This is a genomic window from Pseudomonas sp. SJZ077 (genome assembly GCF_007993905.1).
In the GTDB taxonomy this organism is placed as follows: Bacteria; Pseudomonadota; Gammaproteobacteria; order Pseudomonadales; family Pseudomonadaceae; genus Aquipseudomonas; species Aquipseudomonas mandelii.
The window spans coordinates 94,813-115,192 of the sequence record NZ_VIUJ01000018.1 but is presented as its reverse complement, the minus strand read 5'-3'; the positions used below and the strand labels follow the sequence as shown (position 1 = coordinate 115,192).

The window sequence follows — 20,380 nt, the reverse complement described above, 5'->3', positions numbered from 1 at the left end:
CGCTAATGGCGCGCGCTTCGCATGATATTCACCGGCCTAACTTACTACATTACCTACGACTCTGGCAGGCGCCGTCTGTAACCCTTTGTGAAACACTTTCTACACAATATTCGCTAATGCTCACGGGGCGAAATACGAAAATCCTATCGACCCGCAAAAAAACCTCGATTTACTCGCTACGGCCACGATAGCCCCAAGCCAGCATGTATTGCTCGCGAGAACTGCCGCGGGAAGAATCCGGCTTGATCATCTGGACCTTGTCGAATTTCTGACGAGCGTCCTTCACGTAAGCATCAAACCCTTCGCCCTGAAACACCTTGATCACGAAATTACCACCCGGCTTGAGTATCCGAGCCGCCAGATCAAGAGCCAGCTCACATAGAAACATGGCTTTGGGCATATCCACCTCAGGCGTACCACTCATATTGGGGGCCATATCGGAAATCACAAGGTCCACCTGCGAATTACCCACGGCTTCGAGGATCTGAGCGAGCACTTCGTCCTGGGTGAAGTCACCCTGGATGAAAGTCACGTCCGGAATGCTGTCCATTTCCAGGATGTCCGAAGCGATCAGTCGCCCCTGACCACCGATCAGCCGACTAGTGACCTGCGACCAGCCGCCGGGCGCCGCTCCCAGGTCGACAACGCTCATACCCGGACGGATCAGTTTGTATTTCTCCTGGACCTCCAGAAGCTTGTAACTCGCACGCGAGCGATAACCATCCTTCTGCGCCTGCTTCACATAGGGATCATTGACATGTCTTTGCAGCCATTTAAGGCTTGTCTTGGAACGGGCCACGGGCCACCTCGAAAATAAAACGGGTCGTGATTAACTGGGCGGTCCCGGACTCGCTCGGGTAAACTGGCCGCCGCTTTTTACAAGATCAGACGCAGGGGTCAGATTATGCCGCTCACTCAAGAGCAGAAGAAACAGTACAAATCCATTGGCCATCATCTGAAACCAGTTTTGATTGTGGCTGACAACGGTTTGACTGAAGGTGTGTTAGCCGAACTTGAACGCGCTTTGGCGGATCACGAGCTGATTAAAATCAAGCTCAACATCCTCGATCGCGAGTCGCGCCTGGCGAACATTGCAGAACTGTGCAAGGTCGGCAAAGCGGACCTGGTTCAGGTCATCGGCAAGATGGCACTGATTTACCGCAAGAACTTCAGCGTCAACAAGCAGCTGTCGAACGTTCATCGCTTCAAGTGATGGCAAGGGTCAAGGGTGTGCTTCGCGCACCCTGCCACTCCATCCTGGCACCGGCTGCAACACCAGCACCACCCCGGAAAAGCCCAGAACAAGGTAACTGAACACCTGCCAGCGCACGGCATCCGGCCAACCGACGCGCACCGCGAAGAACATACCGCACGCATACAGCGCCATCAGCAGCAGTTGCCCACGAATATCGCGCCATAGACTGACAAGGCCCTCGGCATGAATCAGCACCAAAGCCTGAAAAATCACACACGCTGTGGCGAAACCCACCATCAGCGCATCAAGCATGCCTGCAATTTCGTCAATCAGCAGCGGCGCCAGGCCAATCTGGCCCAGCACCGGCAGCAGACCGATGTGTAACAGCCACAAGCCGCCCACCCACAACATCTGAGTGAGCTGCCAAAGCATGGAGCCCGCACGGAGCGGGCGCCTGCGTTTAGATGTGGCGTACTTCGACAATCTCGTACTCGATAACGCCGCCAGGCGTTTTCACGGCAACCACGTCACCCTCTTCCTTGGCAATCAAGGCGCGGGCCAGTGGTGAGCCCACCGAAATCTTGCCGAGTTTAAAGTCAGCCTCATCCTCACCCACAATGTGGTAAGTGACGCTTTCATCAGTCTCGACGTTGGCGATTTCAACGGTGGTACCGAAAATCACTTTGCCGGTGTGAGGAATGGTCGTGACGTCGATGATCACCTGATTCTGAATCCGGCCCTCGATGTCACGAATCCGCGCCTCGACCATCCCTTGCTGCTCACGGGCAGCGTGGTATTCGGCGTTTTCCTTCAAGTCACCCAACTCGCGGGCCGTGCCGATGTCCTGGCTGAGCTTCGGACGGACGACCTTGGTCAGGTGAGCGTGTTCTTCTTCCAGGGCTTTCGCGCCCTGGACGGTCATAGGGTACTTGATCATGCCTTCAATCCTGCGTGTAGATCCTGCAAGCGGCGTACGGTCTTCTCGGGACCGAACTTGAGCGCTTCGCAGATGGCTTCGCCAGCAGCAATAGTCGTGGTGCAGTAGATCTTGTGCTGCAGGGCATTACGACGAATGGAGTACGAATCAGCAATCGACTGACGACCTTCGGTGGTGTTGATGATCAGGGTGACTTCGTCATTCTTGATCATGTCGACCACGTGCGGACGACCTTCGGTCACCTTGTTCACACGGCGCACTTTCAGGCCTGCGGCTTCGATCAGCTTGGCAGTACCGGCAGTGGCTACCACTTCGAAGCCCAAGTTGATCAGATCACGGGCCACGCCTGCAACCAGTGGCTTATCGTCGTCACGCACGCTGATGAACGCGGTGCCGCCGGTCGGCAGCACTTCGCTGGCGCCCATCTGTGCCTTGGCGAACGCTTCGCCGAAGGTGTCACCCACGCCCATCACTTCACCGGTGGACTTCATCTCTGGGCCCAGGATCGGGTCCACACCAGGGAATTTGGCGAATGGGAACACCGCCTCTTTCACGCTGTAGAAGTTCGGGATGATTTCTTTGGTGAAGCCGATTTCTTTCAGGGTTTTACCGGCCATCACGCGTGCCGCGATCATGGCCAGGGAAACACCGATGCACTTGGACACGAACGGTACGGTACGGGAAGCGCGCGGGTTGACTTCGATGACGTAGATGTCTTCGCCTTGCAGCGCCAACTGCACGTTCATCAGGCCGACAACGCCCAGTTCCAGGGCCATTTTCTTGACCTGTTCGCGCATCTCGTCCTGGATGTGCGCAGGCAGCGAGTACGGCGGCAGGGAGCACGCCGAGTCACCGGAGTGAACGCCGGCCTGCTCGATGTGCTGCATGATCGCGCCGATCACCACGTCGGTGCCGTCGCAGACCGCATCCACGTCCATTTCGATGGCGCAGTTGAGGAAGTGGTCGAGCAGCACCGGGCTGTCGTTGGACACCTTCACCGCATCGCGCAGGTAGCGCTTGAGTTCTTCTTCTTCGTAGACGATTTCCATCGCACGACCGCCCAAAACATAGGACGGACGAACCACCAGCGGGTAACCGATCTTGGCGGCAGCACGAATCGCTTCGTCTTCGCTACGCACGGTGGCGTTTGGCGGCTGACGCAGGTTCAGGCGCTCAACCATTTGCTGGAAACGCTCACGGTCTTCGGCACGGTCGATGGCGTCAGGGCTGGTGCCGATGATTGGCACGCCAGCTTCTTCCAGGGCGCGAGCCAGTTTCAGCGGGGTTTGGCCGCCGTACTGGACGATCACGCCTTTTGGCTTCTCGACGCGGCAGATTTCCAGCACGTCTTCCAGGGTCACCGGCTCGAAGTACAGGCGATCGGAGGTGTCGTAATCGGTCGAAACGGTTTCCGGGTTGCAATTGACCATGATGGTCTCGTAACCGTCGGCGCGCAGGGCAAGTGCCGCGTGTACGCAGCAGTAGTCGAACTCGATGCCTTGGCCGATGCGGTTAGGACCGCCGCCCAGGATCATGATCTTGTCGCGGCCCGTCGGTGCGGCTTCGCACTCTTCCTCGTAAGTCGAGTACATGTACGCGGTGTCGGTGGCGAACTCGGCCGCGCAGGTGTCAACGCGCTTGTAGACCGGGAAGATTTCCAGCTTGTGACGGTGGCGACGCAGCGCCTTCTCGGTCACGCCCAGCAGCTTGGCCAGACGCATGTCGGAGAAGCCTTTGCGCTTGAGCTTGAACATCAAGTCGCGGTCGATGCTAGCCAGACCCAGGGTCTTGACCTTCTCTTCGTCCTTGATCAGGTCTTCGATCTGCACCAGGAACCACGGGTCGATCATGTTCATGCCGAAGATGTCTTCGACCGACAGACCGGCGCGGAACGCGTCAGCCACGTACCAGATACGCTCGGCACCCGGCACGGTCAGTTCGCGCTTGAGGATGCTCATGCTTTCCGGATTGCTCAGGTCGAGCTTCTCGTCCAGGCCGCAAACGCCCACTTCCAGACCGCGCAAAGCTTTCTGCAGGGATTCCTGGAAGGTCCGGCCGATCGCCATGACTTCACCGACCGACTTCATTTGAGTGGTCAGGCGCGCGTCGGCTTTCGGGAATTTCTCGAAGGCGAAGCGTGGCAACTTGGTCACGACGTAGTCAATGGACGGCTCGAAGGATGCAGGAGTAGCGCCGCCGGTGATTTCGTTCTGCAGCTCGTCCAGGGTGTAGCCGATCGCCAGCTTGGCAGCGATACGCGCAATCGGGAAACCAGTGGCTTTCGAGGCCAGTGCCGAAGAGCGGGATACACGCGGGTTCATCTCGATGACTACCATGCGGCCAGTGTCCGGGCAGATGCCGAACTGGACGTTGGAGCCGCCGGTTTCCACGCCGATCTCGCGCAGTACCGCCAGAGAGGCGTTACGCATGATCTGGTATTCCTTGTCCGTCAGGGTTTGTGCCGGAGCAACGGTGATCGAATCACCGGTGTGCACGCCCATCGGGTCAAAGTTTTCGATGGAGCAGACGATGATGCAGTTGTCCTTCTTATCGCGGACAACCTCCATCTCATACTCTTTCCAGCCGATCAGGGATTCATCGATCAGCAGTTCCTTGGTCGGCGACAGGTCGAGACCGCGGGCGCAGATTTCTTCGAACTCTTCGCGGTTGTAAGCGATACCGCCACCGGTGCCGCCCATGGTGAAGGACGGACGGATGATGCACGGGAAGCCAAGCTTCTCGAGCACTGCGTTGGCCTCTTCCATGCTGTGGGCGATACCCGAACGCGGGCAGTCCAGGCCGATGGATTTCATCGCCTTGTCGAAGCGCGAACGGTCTTCGGCCTTGTCGATGGTGTCAGCGTTGGCACCGATCATCTCTACGCCGAACTTCTCCAGAACGCCTTCGCGCTCCAGGTCCAGGGCGCAGTTCAGAGCAGTCTGGCCACCCATGGTCGGCAGCAACGCGTCCGGACGCTCTTTCTCGATGATCTTGGCAACGGTCTGCCATTTGATCGGCTCGATGTAGGTGGCGTCAGCCATATCCGGGTCGGTCATGATGGTCGCTGGGTTGGAGTTCACCAGGATGACGCGGTAGCCCTCCTCGCGCAGGGCTTTGCAGGCCTGGGCGCCGGAGTAGTCGAATTCGCAGGCCTGGCCGATCACGATCGGGCCAGCGCCGAGAATCAGGATGCTTTTAATGTCTGTACGTTTTGGCATGGGTTTGTCACTCAAATCCGCAGGTCAGTCGGCAAGCCGTCTTGTTCAATCTGTGAAGCCTTGAGGGGGCCGCCGATGTTCGGGACCGCCCCTCAAGCTTTGCAACATCAAGGCGAGCGATTAGCGTCGCTTGGCCATTTCGTTGATGAAGCGATCGAACAATGGCGCTACGTCGTTCGGGCCAGGGCTGGCTTCAGGGTGACCCTGGAAGCTGAAGGCGCTTTTGTCGGTACGCTCGATGCCTTGAAGGGTGCCGTCGAACAGCGATTTGTGAATCGCGCGGACGTTGGCCGGCAGGGTCGCTTCGTCTACCGCAAAACCGTGGTTCTGGCTGGTGATCATCACTACACCGGTATCCAGATCCTGGACCGGGTGGTTGGCACCGTGGTGGCCGTGGCCCATTTTCAGGGTCTTGGCACCGGAGGCCAGGGCCAGCAGCTGGTGACCGAGGCAGATGCCGAAGACCGGAATCTCGGTTTCGAGCACGTCCTTGATCGCCTGGATCGCGTAGTCGCAAGGCTCCGGGTCTCCAGGGCCGTTGGACAGGAACACGCCGTCCGGCTTCATCGCCAGAACGTCAGCGGCTGGAGTCTGAGCCGGCACCACGGTCACGCGGCAACCGCGCTCGACCAGCATGCGCAGGATGTTCAGCTTGACGCCGTAGTCGTAGGCAACCACGTGGTAGGGCAGCTCGGAGGCTTCGATGGTCGCGTGGCTGTCGGTTTTCAGATCCCAGACAGTCGAGCGCCACTCGTATTGCTCTTTGGTGCTGACGACTTTCGCCAGGTCCATGCCTTTGAGGCCAGGGAAACCCTGGGCGGCGGCGATGGCGGCTTCTTCGGAGATGTTGTCACCTGCCATGATGCAGCCGTTCTGCGCACCTTTTTCACGCAAAATGCGTGTCAGGCGGCGAGTATCGATACCGGCGATTGCCACTACGTTGTTGGCTTTCAGGTAGTCGGACAGGGACATCGTGTTACGCCAGTTGCTCGCAACCAGTGGCAGGTCACGGATGACCAGGCCAGCGGACCATACGCGGTCGGACTCGGCGTCTTCCGGCGTTGTGCCGGTGTTGCCGATGTGCGGGTAAGTCAGGGTAACGATCTGTTGGGCGTAGGAAGGATCGGTAAGGATTTCCTGATAGCCGGTCATGGCGGTGTTGAATACCACCTCACCAACGGTTTGACCGTCGGCTCCAATTGCTTCGCCGCGAAAAATGCTGCCATCAGCAAGGGCGAGTATGGCTGGCTTAGTCAAGAAGACCTCCCGTAAATAAAGCCTGAAAGGGCGATCGCAGGTGTAAAAAAGCGGAGTGACGTATGGACACGTCACCCCGCTCATTCACTGAATTATTCTGCGCGCTTTTAGTGAACACACTAAAGCTGTAGCTTACAGAAAAAGGCATTTTCGGTCTACCGCCAATGAGCCTTAAAGGCCGGAGAATGCGACAGGACGTCGCTTGGCGGAGTAAAACCGGGCTCAAACGCCGTGTTTGAACCCGATTTCAGGCACTTCTTAACGCAGGTCGAGCACGTCTTGCATGTCATAAAGACCCGGCTCGCGCCCATCCAGCCACAAGGCGGCACGTACCGCACCCTTGGCAAAGGTCATGCGACTGGACGCCTTATGCGTGATCTCGACACGCTCACCATCAGCGGCGAACAGCACGGTGTGATCACCGACGATGTCACCGGCACGCACCGTGGCAAAGCCGATGGTTTCGCGAGCGCGGGCGCCGGTCTGGCCTTCACGACCGTAAACCGCCACCTTCTTCAGATCACGCCCCAGCGCATCGGCAATCACTTCACCCATGCGCACGGCAGTACCGGACGGCGCATCGACTTTATGCCGATGATGGGCTTCAGTGATTTCGATATCGACATCATCACCCAACACCCGGGCAGCGGTGTCGAGCAGCTTCAGGCAAAGATTAACGCCGACGCTGAAGTTGGCCGCGAAGACAATCGGAATGTCCTTGCCCGCTTCCGCCAGCAACTGCTTCTCCTCAACGCTGAAACCGGTGGTACCGATGATCATCGCCTTGTGATGCTTGCGGCAGAACGCGAGGTTCTTCAGCGTCACCGTCGGGTGCGTGAAGTCGATCAGCACGTCGAACTCGTCGACCACGCGATCCAGATCACCCGACAGCGGCACTCCGATACGACCCAGCGCAGCCAGTTCGCCGGCATCTGCGCCGACCAGCGAGCTGTCCGGACGATCAATGGCCGCCGTCAGACCCGCGCCCTGCTGTTGCTGCACGGCCTCGATCAGGGTTTTGCCCATGCGCCCGGCGGCGCCCATCACTGCAATACGTCGCATGCCTGTCTCCTTACAAATCGCCGAAGAAGCGCTTCACGCCTTCGAACCAACCGGTGGTTTTCGGCGAATGGCTGTTGTCATCCGCCAGCGAGCTGCGGAACTCTTCCAGCAATTCGCGCTGACGACGACCCAGGTTGACCGGAGTTTCGACCGCCACACGGCACATCAAGTCACCGGCTCCACCGCCACGCACAGGCGCAACGCCTTTGCCGCGAACACGGAACTGCTTGCCGGTCTGGGTCCCTTCAGGGATTTTCAGTTTGACTCGACCATCAAGGGTCGGAATCTCCAGCTCGCCGCCCAGTGCAGCATCAACAAAACTGATCGGCACTTCGCAGAACAGGTGCTTGCCGTCGCGCTGGAAGATCGCGTGCTCGCGCACATTGATCACCACGTACAGATCGCCCGTCGGTCCACCCTGCGCACCCGCCTCGCCTTCGCCGGACAGACGAATGCGATCACCGGTATCCACACCGGCCGGTACTTTCACCGAGAGGGTTTTGTACTCTTCGACGCGGCCTTCGCCGTTGCAGGAGTTGCACGGGTCGGAAATGATCTTGCCCTGGCCATGGCAACGCGGGCAGGTCTGCTGCACCGAGAAGAAGCCCTGCTGCATGCGCACCTGGCCAATACCGCCGCATGTCGGGCAGGTCACTGGCGAGGAGCCTTTCTTGGCACCCGAACCATCGCAGGGCTTGCAGTTGACCAGTGTCGGAACGCGGATATTCACGGTCGTGCCGCGCACCGCTTCTTCCAGGTTCAGCTCCAGGGTGTAACGCAAGTCGCTGCCGCGCTGAGCGCCGCCACGGGCACCGCCGCGACCACCACCGAAGAAGTCACTGAAGACATCACCAAAGATGTCGGAGAAGTTCTGACCGCCAAATCCGGCACCGCCGCCACCCATGCTCGGGTCGACGCCGGCATGACCGTACTGGTCGTAGGCCGCGCGTTTGCTGGAATCGGACAGTACTTCGTAGGCCTCGTTGGCCTCCTTGAACATCTCTTCCGACGCTTTGTCATCGGGATTACGGTCCGGGTGATGCTTCATCGCCAGGCGACGGTAGGCCTTTTTCAGGTCTGCTTCGCTTGACCCACGCTCAACACCCAATATTTCGTAATAGTCACGCTTTGCCATAAGTCTTTGCACTCTTAAGGACGTCCGGCAAACCCCTCCTGAGCCTCGCCAAACTCGTTGAGCCCCAATACAGGCCCGGACCCAACTCACGTCAATTCAACGATCCTGGTCTTTGATTCAATGCGGTACTTTCAGCTCGAGAAGCAGGAGCATTCCCGGCCATACCGCCAGCATTCGAGCGTTGTCGCATGCTGTAAAAATTCGCTAACTCCAGACACGCCAACGCGGGAGCAAGCTCCCGCGCGGCGACATCCTACCAGTCACCGCCAGAAGGCAGTCAACCGGGCGACCAACAACTTACTTGTGGTCTTTGACTTCTTCGAACTCGGCATCAACAACGTCGTCGGCTTTTTCGGCTTTTTCGTCGTTAGGTGCCGCGCCTTCGGCAGGCTGGGCCTGTTCGGCGTACATCTTCTGCGCCACTGGAGCGGAGACTTTGGACAACTCTTCAACCTTGGCTTCGATTGCAGCCTTGTCGTCGCCTTTGACAGCGGCTTCCAGAGCAACAACAGCGGCTTCGATTGCAGTCTTCTCTTCAGCCGTCACTTTATCGCCGGCGTCAGCGACCATTTTGCGAGTCGAGTGAACCAGTGCATCGCCCTGGTTGCGGGCTGCGGCCAGCGCTTCGAACTTGCTGTCTTCTTCGGCGTTGGCTTCAGCATCGCGAATCATCTGCTGAATCTCTTCCTCGGACAGACCGGAGTTGGCCTTGATCACGATCGACTGAGTCTTGCCGGTGGCCTTGTCTTTGGCGCCTACGTGCAGGATACCGTTGGCGTCGATGTCGAAGGTCACTTCAATTTGTGGCACGCCACGTGGTGCTGGTGGAATCTCGGCCAGGTCGAACTTGCCCAGGGACTTGTTCTGTGCCGCTTGCTTACGCTCACCTTGCAGCACGTGAATGGTCACGGCGCCCTGGTTGTCGTCGGCAGTCGAGAACACTTGCGATTTCTTGGTAGGAATCGTGGTGTTTTTCTCGATCAGCGCGGTCATCACGCCACCCATGGTTTCGATACCCAGGGTCAGCGGGCTGACGTCGAGCAGCAGAACGTCTTTCACGTCACCGGCCAGTACGGCACCCTGGATAGCAGCACCCATGGCAACGGCTTCGTCCGGGTTCACGTCTTTACGTGCTTCTTTACCGAAGAACTCGGTCACCAACTTCTGAACCAGTGGCATACGGGTCTGACCGCCCACCAGGATCACGTCGTTGATGGCGCCAACGTCGATACCGGAGTCTTTCAGCGCGATGCGGCAAGGTTCGATGGTGCGCTGAACCAGGTCTTCTACCAGCGCTTCGAGCTTGGCGCGGGAGATTTTCACGTTCAAGTGCTTAGGGCCGGTGGCGTCTGCAGTGATGTACGGCAGGTTCACATCAGTCGACATGCTCGAGGACAGTTCGATCTTGGCTTTTTCAGCGGCTTCTTTCAGGCGCTGCATGGCCAGCGGGTCACCTTTGAGGTTCATGCCGCTTTCTTTCTTGAATTCGTCGACGAGGTAGTCGATCAGACGAATGTCAAAGTCTTCACCGCCCAGGAAAGTGTCACCGTTGGTGGCCAATACTTCGAACTGGTGCTCGCCATCGACTTCAGCGATTTCGATCACGGAAACGTCGAAGGTACCGCCGCCCAAGTCGTAAACGATCACGGTGTGATCGCCCTTCGCCTTGTCCATACCGTAGGCCAGAGCGGCCGCGGTTGGTTCGTTGATGATACGTTTTACGTCCAGGCCAGCAATACGGCCGGCGTCTTTGGTGGCTTGACGCTGGCTGTCGTTGAAGTAAGCCGGAACGGTGATGACCGCTTCGGTCACTGGCTCGCCGAGGTAGTCTTCGGCGGTCTTCTTCATTTTCTTCAGAATTTCAGCCGAGATCTGTGGCGGCGACATTTTCTGGCCGTTCACTTCTACCCATGCGTCGCCGTTGTCAGCCTTGGCGATTTTGTACGGGACCATCTTGATGTCTTTCTGTACGACTTCTTCGTCGAACTTACGACCTATCAGACGCTTCACCGCGTACAGGGTGTTATGCGGATTGGTCACAGCTTGACGCTTGGCGGACTGGCCAACCAGGATTTCGCCGTCGTTGGCGTAAGCGATGATCGACGGCGTGGTACGCGCGCCTTCAGCGTTTTCGATAACTTTGGCTACGCCGTTTTCAAGCACGGAGACGCAGGAGTTGGTAGTCCCCAGGTCGATACCGATAATTTTGCCCATGTTTATTCTCCCGAAACTTTTGGATTTGGTTGCCGCAGCAGTGGTGGCTAACTGCGGTAGCACTTAAACGCTTGACTTCTAAATGGGGGCCTTGTGGCTAATTTCAAGCCTGCTCATCAATAGAAGGCGAAACTGGCGCAGGGGCCTTGCTCACCACAACCATGGCCGGGCGCAGCAGACGACCGTTGAGCTGATACCCTTTCTGGAACACCTTGAGCACGCTGTTCGGCTCAACGTCGGCGCTTTCCTGCATGGCCATTGCCTGGTGCTGAACGGCATTGAACGGCTCGCCATGCGGATCGATCACTTCCAACTGATAACGCTTCAGGGTGTCCTGGAACATTTTCAGGGTCAGCTCGATGCCTTCGCGCATTGGGCGGATGCTTTCGTCATCCGGGTTGGACAACTCCAGGCCACGCTCCAGGCTGTCGATGATCGGCAACAAATCGCCAGCAAATTTTTCCAGGGCGAATTTGTGCGCTTTTTCTACGTCCTGCTCGGCTCGACGGCGGACGTTCTGCAGATCAGCCGCTACACGCAAAGCTTGATCATGAGCGCCAGCCAATTGCTCCTCGAGCACTTGTACGCGAGCCGCCAGTTCATCACCCGAATCCGGGGCAGCCTGATCGGCGTCTAGATTTTGCGTATCCACTGTCTGTTCGTCAGCCATAGAATTCTCCTTTCAATAACGTCCGCGAGCTCAACTCGCGCTTCTGTCCCGGTATATGGGGCCGCAAAAATCAGCTTCAAGGGGCGGGTTGCGATTAACCCTACAAAAAACGCTGCATTGTGATTACGCGACGACCAGGCATTTCGTCAGACCGAGGCGATCGAGCACTTCAGGGGCATTGTCAGCCGCAAATAAAACACTGTATAAATAACCAGACCTAAAGCCTGGGAGCGGCCTTTATGCTGGTGCACCTGTCCGTACATAACTACGCCATCGTTGAACATCTCGATCTCGAGCTCGATCGCGGGATGAGCGTGATAACCGGGGAAACCGGTGCCGGCAAGTCGATCATGCTCGACGCCCTCGGCCTGACCCTGGGCGACCGTGCCGACAGCGGCGTGGTCCGTCCCGGCGCCGACAAGGCCGACATCCTTGCAACCTTCGACCTGGTCGACATCCCGGAAGCCAGCGCCTGGCTGGCAGAGCGCGACCTGGAAAGCGACGGCCCGTGCATCTTGCGACGGGTCATCACCGCCGAAGGACGCTCTCGTGGCTATATCAACGGCACGCCCTGCCCGCTCGGCGACCTCAAAGCCCTCGGCGAACTGCTGATCGATATCCACAGCCAGCACGAACACCAATCCCTGCTCAAGACCGACACTCACCGCCGCTTGCTCGACGAATACGCCGGCGCCACTGATCTTGCCCGCCAGGTGCATCTGGCCGCCCAACGCTGGCGCCAGACTCGCCAGGAGCTGGAGCGCCTCTCCAATTCCGGCGACGAGCAGCGCGCTCGCCATCAATTGCTCAGCTATCAGCTCGAAGAGCTGGAAAACCTAGGCCTCGGCGAAAACGAGCTGGAACACCTGGAACAGGAGCACAAGAACCTCACCAACGCAGAAACCCTGCTGGGTATCTGTCGGCAAGTGGTCGAGCAATGCAGCGAAAGTGATTCCGGGAATGTCCTGAACGCGCTGACCGCCAGCCTCAATCGTCTATCGAGCGTCAATAACTCGATCGGCGCACTGGGTGAAGCCAGCAGCCTGCTGACCAGCGCACAGATACAGGTCGAAGAAGCCGTGGGCGAGCTCAACCGCTTTCTCGACAACTTCGACGCCGACCCGGCACGCCTTCAATACCTGGAAGAACGCCTGGATGCGATCTACACCATGGCGCGCAAGCACCGCATCCAGCCGACCGAAGTCGCCGAGATGCAGCAGCGCTTGCTGGATGAAATCGAAACCCTGAACGCCAACGATGAATCCATCGAGCGACTGAGCGATGAGCTGGCTTCTTATGCCCGTCATTATCAGGAGAAGGCTCGAGAACTAAGCGACCTGCGCCATCAAGCCTCGAACAGCCTGGCCAGCGCCGTGGAACAGGAAATCCAGCGACTGGGCATGCCCGGCGGGCGCTTCACTATCGAATTACGCCCTAACAGCAGCGACGAACTGCTGCCTAATGGACTGGAGCAGGTCGAGCTGCTGGTCAGCGCCAACCCCGGTCAGCCATTAAAAGCCTTGGCCAAAGTGGCCTCGGGTGGCGAACTGTCACGAATCAGCCTGGCTATTCAGGTGATCACCGCGCAGACCTCACGAGTGCCGACACTTGTATTCGATGAGGTGGACGTGGGCATCGGAGGCCCCACCGCCGAGATCGTTGGCCAACTGCTACGTCGCCTCGGTGAACGCGGACAGGTGCTGACAGTGACCCACTTGCCGCAAGTGGCCGCCCAGGGCCATCAACATCTATTCGTGCACAAGGTGCGCGGCGAAGAGGCGACCCACACGGCTGTTTCCAAACTGAGCAAGAATGATCGCGTCGAAGAAGTAGCGCGGATGCTGGGTGGCATCGATCTGACCAAGGAATCCCTGGCTCACGCGAAAAAAATGGTCGTCACCGCAAAAATTTAAGGACGGCAGAAAGCACGAAGGCGACCCTTGGGTCGCCTTCGCTCGTTTCGCGAATGTAAAATTCGCGCGACATGCTTACTTTTTCTTGCGCACGTACAGCACCAGATTGTGATCAACCATCTCGAAGCCGTACTTATCGACGATGGCTTTCTGCAGACGCTCGATTTCTTCGTCGAAGAATTCGATCACTTCGCTGGTTTCGACGTTGACCATATGGTCGTGATGCTTGCCGTCATCCAGCTCGAAGACCGCATGGCCTCCGTCGAAGTTGTGCCGCACCACAAGGCCAGCTGCCTCGAACTGAGTCAGTACACGGTAAACCGTGGCCAGACCGACGTCCTCACCAGCCTCCATCAGCGCCTTGTAAACATCCTCGGCACTCATGTGGCGTTGCTCGGCGGAATCGAGCATTTGCAGAATTTTGACCCGTGGAAGGGTCACTTTGAGGCCGGCTTTGCGTAGTTCGCTATTTTCAACCATGGTCAGCTTTCTCGCGATGCTGCTTCGCAGCTTCTCTTAATGCGGGTATGATCGGCGTTTACGTTGTCCCAGCCAAGATAGTGGAAGTCGCCCACCGATGCAAAACACCAAGCTCTTGCTAACCAGTTTCACCTTTGTGGGACTGCTCGCACTCGCCGGTTGTTCATTCCCCGGGGTTTACAAAATCGACATCCAGCAGGGCAATGTCGTCACGCAGGACATGATAAACCAGTTACGCCCGGGAATGACCCGTAAGCAAGTACGGTTTATCATGGGCAACCCTCTGCTGACCGACACGTTCCATGCCGATCGCTGGGATTATCTGTACAGCCTGCAACCGGGTGGCGGTGAACGCCAACAGGAACGCATTAGCGTTATCTTCAACCCAAATGACCAACTTGTCAGCCTCTCTGGTGATTTCATGCCAGGCGTGAGCCGCGACGAAGCCATTCTCGGCAAGGACAGTGGCACAACAGTCACTGCACCAGCAGAAAACGCCGAGAAGCCGAAACCGGAAAAACCGGTCAAGCCAGGCTCGTTGCTGGACCAGATCCAGAAGGACGTAGACGGTGTAGAAACCGTTCCGGTCCCGACGCCAGAACCGCTGGAAACCTCGCCGCAATAATTTGCGACGCAATAAAAAACCCGGCATGTCCGGGTTTTTTATTGTCTGGCGCTTGGGCGGCTTACTGATTCCGGGCCTTGGCCTCAGCAGCCTTGGCGGCACGCAGCCGACGAACCTCTTTCGGATCTGCCAGCAATGGCCGGTAAATCTCGATGCGATCACCCGCCTGGACAGGACGAGTGTCCGCATCAGTAATTACTTTACCGAAAATCCCCACCGGGCAATGGGTCAGATCCAGCTCCGCGAAGGTCTCGCCAACGCCTGACGCCAGCAAAGCCGCGCGCACCGTCGTTCCTGCTGGCACCGACACTGCGAGAAGCACCTGACGATCAACTGCGGCGTAGACCACCTCGACGTCAACCTTCGACTCAACCATGCATTTGTTTGGCGCGCTGGCAAAACGCGTCCACCAACGTGTTTGCGGCCTGATTGAACAGCGGCCCCAAGGTTGCGCGAACAATCGGCCCGGCGTAATCGAAGGACAGGTCCAGACTGATCTTGCAGGCCTTTTCGCCCAACGGCTTGAACACCCAAATGCCATGCAACTGGGTGAAAGGTCCTTCCTCGAGGTTCATCTCGATTGAATGGCCGGGCACTAAAGTGTTTCTGGTAACAAAATGCTGACTCAACCCACCCTTGGCCACGCCCACACTGGCACGCATGTGCTCGGGAGTGCTTTCCAGCACTTCAGCGGTGGAACACCACGGCAGAAATTCCGGGTAACGCGCCACGTCGTTGACCAGGTCATACAGCGCTTGCGCCGGGTAAGGCAGCAGAGCCGAACGTTGAATGTGTGTCGTCATGTCAGCGTCACTTCCACAGCTGTGCGGCAAACACTACGAGAATGCCGATGGGCGCCACATAGCGCATCAAGAACAAGGACAGGGCGAACAGCGCAGGGTTGCGGACCGACAACTCGTCGCGCACCGCTTCACGCCCCATCACCCAGCCCGCAAACACCACGAAACACAAACCACCGAGTGGCAACATGATCCGCGACGTGAAGAAATCGATCACGCCAAAGAAGTCCAGGCCACCTGCCGCACCCCATTGATAGAGATGGAACATCCCGCCTTCGTTCACGAAAAATTTGGCTTCCTTCCAGATATTGAAGGAAAACACCGTGCCCAACCCCACGAACCAGCAGATAAACGCCAGCCAGAAAGTCACCCAGGCGCGACTGACTTTCGTACGCTCGACCAGGTAAGCCACCATCGGCTCGAGCAGAGAAATCGCCGAGCTCCAGGCAGCCACCGCGACCAGTACGAAGAACACTACGCCCATCAACTGGCCGAACGCTACGTTACCGAAGGCAAACGGCAGGCTGACAAACATCAGGCCCGGGCCTTCGCTCGGGTTCAAGCCCGCAGCGAACACAATCGGAAACAATGCCAGACCAGCCACCAGGGAAACGAAGGTGTCGAGCAGCGCCACGCCGACCACGGTGCCGGAGATCGACGAATGCTTGGGCATGTAAGCGCCGTAAATCATGATCGAACCAACGCCCACACTCAGGGAGAAGAACGCGTGCCCCATGGCCGGCAACAAGCCGTCGAGGACTTTTTCAGGGTGGAAGTCGAACATGAAATGCACGCCTTCCATGAAATGCCCGGTGGTCATGCTGTAGCCCAGCAGCACCAGAATCATCACGAAAAGCAGCGGCATCATGATCCGCAGGCTGCGTTCAAGCCCGGCGACCACGCCTTTGGCGATGACGACGGCAGACAGCAGCATGAAAATCGTGTGCCAAAGTGTCAGGCGCCACGGATCGGCGATCACATTGCCAAAGTACGCGCCGACCTGATCGGGCGTTGCTCCCTGGAAGTCGCCACGGCCCATGTCGATGATGTAATCCAGCGACCAGCCGCCGACCACACTATAGAAAGACAGGATCAGCAACGCCGTGATCATCCCGGCGAATGCGCCCCAGGACCACTTGCCCGAATGCCCTGCTTCCACCGCCAGCACCTTCAAGGCGTTGGCCGGGCTCTGCCGCGCGCGGCGGCCGATCAGGGTTTCGGCCAGCATGACCGGCACGCCGATCAGCGCGATACAGGCCAGGAACATCAGCACGAAGGCGCCGCCGCCGTAGACGCCGACCATGTACGGGAATTTCCAGATACTACCCAGGCCCACGGCCGAACCGGTCGCGGCGAGTATGAAGACCCAGCGGCTAGCCCAACTGCCGTGGACAGAAACCTTGTCTGTCGACATCGTTATCACGCCCAAGCGTTCAAAAAAGAGGCCGCATTGTCCGGGATTCGATCAACCTGCTCAAGCACGTAGCGATACCGTAGCCGACTCGCGTGCAACTCCCTATAATGCCGCCCCTATGGCTAAACAGAAGAAACACCCAACAGGGACCATCGCGCAAAACAAAAAGGCGCGACACGATTACTTCATCGAGCATAAGTTCGAGGCTGGTCTGGTCCTGGCCGGCTGGGAAGTAAAAAGTCTGCGGGCAAGCAAGCTGCAACTGGTTGACAGTTACGTGCTGCTCAAGGATGGCGAAGCCTGGCTGCTCGGCAGCCACATTACGCCGCTGATGACCGCCAGCACCCACGTCATCGCCGATCCGACCCGCACCCGCAAATTGTTGCTCAACCGCCGCGAGCTTGAAAAGCTGGCCGCCGCCGTGCAGCAAAAAGGCTATGCCTGCGTGTGCCTGTCCTGGTATTGGAGCAAGCACATGGTCAAGTGCGAGATCGCTCTGGGCAAGGGCAAGAAGGAATACGACAAGCGTGATACCGAACGCGAACGCGACGCCGGTCGCGAGTTGCAGCGTGCGGTGCGCAACAAGGGCAAGGAAGATTAATCTTTCGGTCTGATGATCGTTCCCACGCTCTGCGTGGAAATGCAGCAGTGCACGTTCTGCGTCCGCTTTGTAACGCGGAGCGTCACGGGATGCATTCCAACGCGGAGCGGGGAACGATCATGGCTACATCCCCTTGCGCCGCTCCGCCCGGGCCATGCGCTGCACTTCCTGACGCACTTCTTCCAGCACTTCCTGCACATACAAAATATGTCGGCTGGAGACTTCTCGCGCCTGTTCCGCCCGCCCTTCGATAATCGCCAGGTACAACTCCCGATGTTGCGTGATCAGCATGTCACGGGTTTCCGTGCGCTGCTTATACATGCCGCCAATGTTGGTCACCACGTTGCGCTTGAGCAGATCGAACAGCCCGCGAATGGTGTGCAGCAACACAGCGTTGTGACTGGCTTCGGCAATCGCCAAGTGAAATTTCGCATCCGCCGCGCCCTCTTCCGCCCGGCTCACCTCATCGTGACGCGTGTAGCAGTCCTGCAATTCATTGAATGCCGCCGTCAGCCGCTCGCGATCGACATCCGTGGCGCGCAGTGCCGCGTAATAGGCGCAGGACGCCTCCAGCGTATGGCGAAACTCCAGCAGATCGCGCTGGGCTTCCGGGTTGCTTTCCAGCAGATGCAACAGCGGATCGCTGAAGGTCGAACCCAGCGACTCCACCACATAATTGCCGCCGCCCTGGCGACTGACCAACAAGCCTTTGGCCGCCAGTTTCTGAATCGCCTCGCGCAACGAGGGGCGTGACACGCCGAACTGCTCGGCCAACGCGCGCTCGGCCGGCAAGCGCTCGCCAGACTTCAACGTGCCTTCGAGGATCATCCCCTCGAGTTGCTCGACAATATCGTCAGACAAACGGCGCTGACGAATCTGATCAAACCCCATAACTCAATTCTCCACGGTCCCGACGGCTCGCCGGGCCCTCTATTCTGGCCTATCGGCGCTGTGCCAGCACCTACCAGACGGCATTTGTTAAAGCGGATCACGCCCACGATTCAGCACTTATTCGACAAAAGTTTTAGGGCGACAAATTGACACACCGCATACAAGGCTTTTACCCTAGCCAACAGCGATTGTAAATTGGTATTACCAATTATCCAAGAACGCTGACCAGTGCCTGACCAACAACAATTAGGGGCCACCCCATATGCAAACCTGGCAACAGCTCTATACCCCGCTCGGCAGCCTTGGCGTCTCCGCGCTCGCGGCCGTTATTCCCATCGTGTTTTTCTTCCTGGCGTTGGCGGTGTTCCGCCTCAAAGGCCATGTGGCCGGCAGCATCACCCTGGCGTTGTCCATCGCCGTTGCGATCTTTGCCTTCCAGATGCCGGTCGATATGGCCTTCGCCGCCGCAGGCTATGGCTTTGCCTACGGTCTGTGGCCGATTGCCTGGATCATTGTCGCGGCCGTGTTCCTCTACAAACTGACGGTCAAGAGTGGTCAGTTCGAAGTGATCCGCAGCTCGGTATTGTCGATCACCGACGACCAGCGTTTGCAGGTGCTGCTGATCGGTTTCTGCTTCGGCGCGTTCCTGGAAGGTGCCGCCGGCTTCGGTGCACCGGTAGCGATTACCGCCGCGCTGCTTGTAGGACTGGGCTTCAACCCACTGTACGCCGCTGGCCTGTGCCTGATCGCCAACACCGCGCCAGTGGCCTTCGGTGCCCTGGGGATTCCGATCATCGTGGCCGGGCAAGTGACCGGCATTGACGCGTTCAAGATCGGCGCCATGACCGGCCGCCAACTGCCGTTGCTGTCGCTGTTCGTGCCGTTCTGGCTGGTGTTCATGATGGACGGCCTGCGCGGCGTTCGGGAAACCTGGCCTGCTGCGCTGGTGGCCGGCTTGAGCTTTGCCATCACCCAATACTTCACGTCGAACTTCATCGGCCCTGAGTTGCCGGACATCACCTCGGCCCTGGCCAGCCTGATTTCCCTGACGCTGTTCCTGAAAGTCTGGCAGCCAAAACGCGCCGCCGGCCAACACATCGCCGGTGCCGTCTCGGCCTCCGTTGTGACCGCCAGCGCCGGTGGTTTCGGTCAGCCGCGCACCAGCGTGGCGTCGCCTTACAGCCTGTTCGAAATCGTCAAAGCCTGGTCGCCGTTCCTGATCCTCACCGTGCTGGTCACCATCTGGACCCTGAAACCGTTCAAGGCCATGTTCGCCGCCGGCGGTTCGATGTATAGCTGGGTGTTCAACTTCGCCATCCCGCACCTGGATCAGATGGTGATCAAGGTCGCACCGATCGTGACTGCGCCGACAGCCATTACAGCGGTGTTCAAACTCGATCCGATTTCCGCGACCGGCACGGCGATTTTCTTCTCCGCGCTGATCTCGATGCTGGTGCTGAAGATCAACATCAAAACTGGTCTTACCACTTTGAAAGAGACCTTCTACGAGCTGCGCTGGCCGATTCTGTCGATCGGCATGGTGTTGGCGTTCGCCTTCGTCACCAACTACTCGGGCATGTCTTCGACCATGGCACTGGTATTGGCAGGCACTGGCGCGGCATTCCCGTTCTTCTCGCCATTCCTCGGCTGGCTGGGCGTGTTCCTGACCGGGTCCGATACCTCGTCCAACGCGCTGTTCAGTTCGTTGCAAGCAACCACCGCGCACCAGATCGGCGTGAGCGATGTGCTGTTGGTGGCGGCAAACACCAGCGGCGGCGTGACCGGCAAGATGATCTCGCCGCAATCGATCGCCGTGGCTTGCGCCGCGACCGGTCTGGTGGGCAAGGAATCGGACCTGTTCCGCTTCACCCTCAAGCACAGTCTGTTCTTTGCAACCATCGTCGGCCTGATCACCTACATCCAAGCCTACTGGCTCACTGGCATGTTGGTGCACTAGGGACTACAAGC

Annotated in this window: 19 protein-coding genes; 5 read left to right on the top strand and 14 right to left on the bottom strand. The window is 58.4% G+C overall.

All coding sequences use genetic code 11. From position 1 onward, the window contains the following. Window positions 1-169 precede the first annotated feature (169 nt). Window positions 170-799, bottom strand: a complete 630-nt coding sequence (gene rlmE, locus FBY01_RS24055) for a 23S rRNA (uridine(2552)-2'-O)-methyltransferase RlmE (protein WP_008005470.1) — start codon at window positions 797-799, stop codon at window positions 170-172. 105 nt (window positions 800-904) lie between these two features. On the opposite strand from rlmE, the gene FBY01_RS24050 reads away from it, so the two are divergent. Next, a complete protein-coding gene (locus FBY01_RS24050) occupies window positions 905-1,213 on the top strand; it encodes a YhbY family RNA-binding protein (protein WP_008057408.1) in 309 nt (102 codons plus the stop codon). Window positions 1,214-1,222: 9 nt separating this feature from the next. Here the strand turns inward: FBY01_RS24050 and FBY01_RS24045 are convergent, their stop codons facing one another. The 8 genes from FBY01_RS24045 to grpE form a co-directional block, all read right to left on the bottom strand. Continuing rightward, complete coding sequence (locus tag FBY01_RS24045) at window positions 1,223-1,627, bottom strand: MFS transporter (RefSeq protein WP_145309770.1); 405 nt, start codon at window positions 1,625-1,627, stop codon at window positions 1,223-1,225. A gap of 28 nt (window positions 1,628-1,655) precedes the next feature. After that, complete coding sequence (greA, locus tag FBY01_RS24040) at window positions 1,656-2,132, bottom strand: transcription elongation factor GreA (RefSeq protein WP_010463507.1); 477 nt, start codon at window positions 2,130-2,132, stop codon at window positions 1,656-1,658. Then, the gene (carB, locus tag FBY01_RS24035; RefSeq protein WP_010463509.1) at window positions 2,129-5,350 is read right to left on the bottom strand and encodes a carbamoyl-phosphate synthase large subunit; all 3,222 of its coding nucleotides are present in this window, start codon (window positions 5,348-5,350) and stop codon (window positions 2,129-2,131) included. Before carB ends, greA begins: the two co-directional genes overlap by 4 nt. Window positions 5,351-5,470: 120 nt before the next feature. After that, a complete protein-coding gene (gene carA, locus FBY01_RS24030; RefSeq protein WP_010463512.1) occupies window positions 5,471-6,607 on the bottom strand; it encodes a glutamine-hydrolyzing carbamoyl-phosphate synthase small subunit in 1,137 nt (378 codons plus the stop codon). Between the two features lie 258 nt (window positions 6,608-6,865). Next, window positions 6,866-7,669: a 4-hydroxy-tetrahydrodipicolinate reductase gene (gene dapB / locus FBY01_RS24025; RefSeq protein WP_010463514.1), complete on the bottom strand. Its 804-nt coding sequence runs from the start codon at window positions 7,667-7,669 to the stop codon at window positions 6,866-6,868. Window positions 7,670-7,679: 10 nt separating this feature from the next. Beyond that, window positions 7,680-8,804, bottom strand: a complete 1,125-nt coding sequence (gene dnaJ, locus FBY01_RS24020) for a molecular chaperone DnaJ (protein WP_010463516.1) — start codon at window positions 8,802-8,804, stop codon at window positions 7,680-7,682. A 297-nt stretch (window positions 8,805-9,101) separates the two neighbouring features. Then, the gene (gene dnaK, locus FBY01_RS24015) at window positions 9,102-11,018 is read right to left on the bottom strand and encodes a molecular chaperone DnaK (protein WP_077747385.1); all 1,917 of its coding nucleotides are present in this window, start codon (window positions 11,016-11,018) and stop codon (window positions 9,102-9,104) included. A gap of 103 nt (window positions 11,019-11,121) precedes the next feature. Continuing rightward, complete coding sequence (gene grpE, locus FBY01_RS24010; RefSeq protein WP_077747384.1) at window positions 11,122-11,688, bottom strand: nucleotide exchange factor GrpE; 567 nt, start codon at window positions 11,686-11,688, stop codon at window positions 11,122-11,124. A gap of 239 nt (window positions 11,689-11,927) precedes the next feature. Here grpE and recN point away from each other — a divergent pair, with 239 nt between their 5' ends. Further along, complete coding sequence (gene recN / locus FBY01_RS24005) at window positions 11,928-13,601, top strand: DNA repair protein RecN (RefSeq protein ID WP_145309772.1); 1,674 nt, start codon at window positions 11,928-11,930, stop codon at window positions 13,599-13,601. A gap of 75 nt (window positions 13,602-13,676) precedes the next feature. On the opposite strand, the gene fur is transcribed toward recN, so the two are convergent. Next, the gene (fur, locus tag FBY01_RS24000; RefSeq protein WP_003197684.1) at window positions 13,677-14,081 is read right to left on the bottom strand and encodes a ferric iron uptake transcriptional regulator; all 405 of its coding nucleotides are present in this window, start codon (window positions 14,079-14,081) and stop codon (window positions 13,677-13,679) included. A 97-nt stretch (window positions 14,082-14,178) separates the two neighbouring features. Between fur and FBY01_RS23995 the strand changes: the two genes are divergently transcribed. Next, a complete protein-coding gene (locus FBY01_RS23995; RefSeq protein WP_010463534.1) occupies window positions 14,179-14,706 on the top strand; it encodes an outer membrane protein assembly factor BamE in 528 nt (175 codons plus the stop codon). A gap of 61 nt (window positions 14,707-14,767) precedes the next feature. Here the strand turns inward: FBY01_RS23995 and FBY01_RS23990 are convergent, their stop codons facing one another. The 3 genes from FBY01_RS23990 to FBY01_RS23980 are packed head-to-tail and all read right to left on the bottom strand — an operon-like array spanning window position 14,768 to window position 16,920. Then, window positions 14,768-15,082: an RnfH family protein gene (locus tag FBY01_RS23990; protein ID WP_102593595.1), complete on the bottom strand. Its 315-nt coding sequence runs from the start codon at window positions 15,080-15,082 to the stop codon at window positions 14,768-14,770. Then, a complete protein-coding gene (locus FBY01_RS23985; protein ID WP_010463538.1) occupies window positions 15,075-15,509 on the bottom strand; it encodes a type II toxin-antitoxin system RatA family toxin in 435 nt (144 codons plus the stop codon). Before FBY01_RS23985 ends, FBY01_RS23990 begins: the two co-directional genes overlap by 8 nt. A 7-nt stretch (window positions 15,510-15,516) precedes the next feature. Further along, window positions 15,517-16,920, bottom strand: a complete 1,404-nt coding sequence (locus FBY01_RS23980; protein WP_010463541.1) for a sodium-dependent transporter — start codon at window positions 16,918-16,920, stop codon at window positions 15,517-15,519. Window positions 16,921-17,038: 118 nt separating this feature from the next. Between FBY01_RS23980 and smpB the strand changes: the two genes are divergently transcribed. Next, window positions 17,039-17,521: an SsrA-binding protein SmpB gene (smpB, locus tag FBY01_RS23975; protein ID WP_007900551.1), complete on the top strand. Its 483-nt coding sequence runs from the start codon at window positions 17,039-17,041 to the stop codon at window positions 17,519-17,521. A 123-nt stretch (window positions 17,522-17,644) separates the two neighbouring features. Here the strand turns inward: smpB and FBY01_RS23970 are convergent, their stop codons facing one another. After that, window positions 17,645-18,412: a GntR family transcriptional regulator gene (locus FBY01_RS23970; RefSeq protein ID WP_010463546.1), complete on the bottom strand. Its 768-nt coding sequence runs from the start codon at window positions 18,410-18,412 to the stop codon at window positions 17,645-17,647. Between the two features lie 262 nt (window positions 18,413-18,674). Between FBY01_RS23970 and FBY01_RS23965 the strand changes: the two genes are divergently transcribed. Next, a complete protein-coding gene (locus tag FBY01_RS23965; RefSeq protein ID WP_077747381.1) occupies window positions 18,675-20,369 on the top strand; it encodes a lactate permease LctP family transporter in 1,695 nt (564 codons plus the stop codon). The last annotated feature ends 11 nt before the right edge of the window (window positions 20,370-20,380 follow it).

Bases quoted from the DNA above. Each gene is read 5' to 3' on its own strand.
- FBY01_RS24050 (WP_008057408.1), top strand. From the start codon at position 905: ATGCCGCTCACTCAAGAGCAGAAGAAACAGTACAAATCCATTGGCCAT.
- FBY01_RS24045 (WP_145309770.1), bottom strand. From the start codon at position 1,627: ATGCTTTGGCAGCTCACTCAGATGTTGTGGGTGGGCGGCTTGTGGCTG.
- greA (WP_010463507.1), bottom strand. From the start codon at position 2,132: ATGATCAAGTACCCTATGACCGTCCAGGGCGCGAAAGCCCTGGAAGAA.
- carB (WP_010463509.1), bottom strand. From the start codon at position 5,350: ATGCCAAAACGTACAGACATTAAAAGCATCCTGATTCTCGGCGCTGGC.
- dapB (WP_010463514.1), bottom strand. From the start codon at position 7,669: ATGCGACGTATTGCAGTGATGGGCGCCGCCGGGCGCATGGGCAAAACC.
- dnaJ (WP_010463516.1), bottom strand. From the start codon at position 8,804: ATGGCAAAGCGTGACTATTACGAAATATTGGGTGTTGAGCGTGGGTCA.
- dnaK (WP_077747385.1), bottom strand. From the start codon at position 11,018: ATGGGCAAAATTATCGGTATCGACCTGGGGACTACCAACTCCTGCGTC.
- grpE (WP_077747384.1), bottom strand. From the start codon at position 11,688: ATGGCTGACGAACAGACAGTGGATACGCAAAATCTAGACGCCGATCAG.
- recN (WP_145309772.1), top strand. From the start codon at position 11,928: ATGCTGGTGCACCTGTCCGTACATAACTACGCCATCGTTGAACATCTC.
- fur (WP_003197684.1), bottom strand. From the start codon at position 14,081: ATGGTTGAAAATAGCGAACTACGCAAAGCCGGCCTCAAAGTGACCCTT.
- FBY01_RS23995 (WP_010463534.1), top strand. From the start codon at position 14,179: ATGCAAAACACCAAGCTCTTGCTAACCAGTTTCACCTTTGTGGGACTG.
- FBY01_RS23990 (WP_102593595.1), bottom strand. From the start codon at position 15,082: ATGGTTGAGTCGAAGGTTGACGTCGAGGTGGTCTACGCCGCAGTTGAT.
- FBY01_RS23985 (WP_010463538.1), bottom strand. From the start codon at position 15,509: ATGACGACACACATTCAACGTTCGGCTCTGCTGCCTTACCCGGCGCAA.
- FBY01_RS23980 (WP_010463541.1), bottom strand. From the start codon at position 16,920: ATGTCGACAGACAAGGTTTCTGTCCACGGCAGTTGGGCTAGCCGCTGG.
- smpB (WP_007900551.1), top strand. From the start codon at position 17,039: ATGGCTAAACAGAAGAAACACCCAACAGGGACCATCGCGCAAAACAAA.
- FBY01_RS23970 (WP_010463546.1), bottom strand. From the start codon at position 18,412: ATGGGGTTTGATCAGATTCGTCAGCGCCGTTTGTCTGACGATATTGTC.
- FBY01_RS23965 (WP_077747381.1), top strand. From the start codon at position 18,675: ATGCAAACCTGGCAACAGCTCTATACCCCGCTCGGCAGCCTTGGCGTC.